The organism is Desulfamplus magnetovallimortis (genome assembly GCF_900170035.1).
Classification (GTDB): Bacteria; Desulfobacterota; Desulfobacteria; order Desulfobacterales; family Desulfobacteraceae; genus Desulfamplus; species Desulfamplus magnetovallimortis.
In genome coordinates this window covers 1-1,710 of sequence record NZ_LT828551.1, presented here as the reverse complement: position 1 = coordinate 1,710, position 1,710 = coordinate 1, and the positions used below count along the sequence as shown (strand labels likewise).

The 1,710-nt window shown below is 35.5% G+C and carries 2 protein-coding genes; both read right to left on the bottom strand.

What is annotated here, in order from left to right; translation table 11 throughout:
- Window positions 1-282: 282 nt before the first annotated feature.
- A complete protein-coding gene (locus MTBBW1_RS17960) occupies window positions 283-849 on the bottom strand; it encodes a restriction endonuclease subunit S (RefSeq protein ID WP_080805592.1) in 567 nt (188 codons plus the stop codon).
- Between the two features lie 65 nt (window positions 850-914).
- Window positions 915-1,148, bottom strand: a complete 234-nt coding sequence (locus tag MTBBW1_RS17955) for a type II toxin-antitoxin system Phd/YefM family antitoxin (protein WP_080805589.1) — start codon at window positions 1,146-1,148, stop codon at window positions 915-917.
- Window positions 1,149-1,710 lie beyond the last annotated feature (562 nt).

Genomic DNA, 1,710 nt, shown 5'->3' with positions numbered 1-1,710 from the left:
AACAAAAAGCAATCTATCGGCATTGGTTCTCCCAAGGGCATAGTATCGACTTTCTACAATGGAATGTGCTTTGTCCTTTCGTATAACGGCCATGGCAGACACACCTGCCACAACGAAGCATGAAAGTCCTTAGAACCTTAAAAGACGGGGACTTTCTTATAAATTAACGGCTTGTTGAAAAAAATCTGCTCACACTCTCCAAACAAAACATCGTGTTTTTCCCAATTCTTGGTGATATTACCACTATCCCACTCAAAACCTGTACAATTTGATAGTATTTTATTAATTTTTGTCATCAAACTTTAACCCGCATCTGTCCTGTAAGCAGTCTACTGTGGAGAGGATGTCTGCTATTTTTTGTTGTTCTAGGAGGGGTGGGAGTGGGAATGGATAGTTTTTTAACATTTCCATATCAACGCCAGTTTGGCCAGAACTTCTTTGAGATAAGTTTTCTATAAAAGAAAATAATTTACGTTGGTTAAGATAGTACCATAAATACTTTTTCATAATATGCTCTTGAGGAATACATTTAATCAAAGCAACATTGTAAGCACCTTCAATGCCACGTAGTATTTGAAAAATGGGTGGCCCATATCGACCAATCATTATGTCATCTGCGGTACAAAACTTTTTTGTAGAAGTAGATGGAACATAAGTTTTGTATTTATCAGTTTTGTAATCTCTTATCTGGATTAGGCGAACATAACCCTCTTTAGGTTCAAAAATAAAAGTTTTTCTCGGCGGTTGTGAGCCACCTGAAAATGACACCAAATCACCAATGCTTTTTTCTTCCCAATCATCAGTTACCCAACCAATCTTCGTATTTTTATACCCTTCTCTCGTCTTCATCCCTAAAACCCCAATCCACTATAATTCAGAGCATCCATAAAAAATGTGTGTATCAATCAAAATTTTCATGAGTTATTACCATAAAATATTGTATTTATATCTTCATCTTCTTCCAGCAAATCATCAGGGATATTAATTTGCCCCGCCAGCAAACCGAGTTGACGTTTTTTTTGGGGAGTATGAACAACCAGTTTAACAAGGGGCATTTCATTTTTGGCAATAATGATTTCTTCGCCCTGATAGACCATATCTATAAGTTTGGAGAAGTTCTTTTCTGCTTCAGATATATTTACAATCATTTGATACTTTCCCTTAATTATATGATAGTTTGTTTTTAGGCTAAGAATTTTATAACTGTTTGGAATATTTATTCTTTTTGCTCATACCATACGTTCCAGTTCATTATCGCATCGGAGACAAAGTTGTTTTGTCCCTCCATTGGTATCATTTTTATAACTACATTGATCGCAATAATTCCTCCAACAAGTTTCACAGTAATACATGGCTGTGGTCTTCTTTTCAGTTCTTTTACTGATATCACCGACTTCAGCACCGCAAAATAAACACCATGTCAAAGGTTTACCATTACCTTGAAATATTCTCCATGTGATTTCATTCATTTGAACTACCTTTAGTAATATAATTGTATAGTAGTATTCTATCCCATAGCCATAACATTCAATCCATTTATATTTTCAAAATCGACACCTATGATCTTGTAAGCCTTGTCAACACTGTCTGAATCAGGATTCCCAAGATTAACAAGATAAGGCAAGATTTTCTATCTTGAGCATCCTATTCATCCTGGTTATCCTGGTTCAGACAACTGCAATAACTTCGGAAAAAGCAATAAGATGTCGG